Source organism: Neisseria sp. P0021.S007, from assembly GCF_051956855.1.
Genome location: NZ_JBQCXA010000343.1, coordinates 1 through 799 on the forward strand (window position 1 = coordinate 1; position 799 = coordinate 799).

Here is a 799-nt window from a genome sequence, read left to right on the forward strand (position 1 = left end):
CAGCCGAATTGAAAAAAGGCGAAACAGGCGAGCAATACTTCTTATCGAATATCGCGGACTTGACCAAAGTCATTATCAACGGTACGGCAATCGCTTTGGCACCTGTTACCAACAAGCTCCATCAAACTGAATTGGGCTCAGACTATAAGTCGTTTGTTGCTTCAGGCAATTTGAGCAATGTTGTCTTCGGTGCGGCAAAACTTGCCGATAATGCTTACTCCTTGTTTGTTCAGGGTGAAATGAGTGCTTCTCTGCCGTCCGGTACTGCCAAATATGCCGGCGATGTGTTGAATTTCCGTGCCCGCAACTTAGATGATAAGGAAAACTGGGTGGGTGCCGGCAACACCTATCGTACCACCGGTTCATTTACCGCCGATGTTGATTTTGATGCAAAAACCATCGCAGGTAAAATCAATAGTGGCGATAACCGATATATGGGTGAAAAAGCCTTTACCGCAGGTATTTCAGGCAGCAGCTTTAACGGCAAGTGGAATTCCGGTGTCGAGGGTTCTATATCCGGCGGATTCTATGGCGACAAAGCAGCCGAAATGGCGGGGCGTTACAGTTACAATAAGACACCAGGCAACAACGGTTCTTTGAGTGACAATGCCTTTGGTGTATTCGGCGGTAAAAAACAATAACCGTCTGTTTAAGCTGAAAACAAACCGCCTGAAAGGGCGGTTTGTTTTTGAGTGGGTAGGATTTTTAGATGACCTTAGACTTTTAGAGTAAGTTTGGGAAAAGGGGATGCAAGACGTTTTCAAAGTAGGGGAGGGGTCGTCTGAAAACAGCCATACCC

Annotated in this window: 1 protein-coding gene; it reads left to right on the top strand. The window is 46.4% G+C overall.

Going from position 1 to position 799, the window contains the following annotated elements; genetic code table 11:
- The coding region (locus ACTHUR_RS13230; RefSeq protein ID WP_440398982.1) for a transferrin-binding protein-like solute binding protein at window positions 1–641 on the top strand (641 nt) is incomplete at its 5' end.
- Between the last annotated feature and the right edge of the window lie 158 nt (window positions 642–799).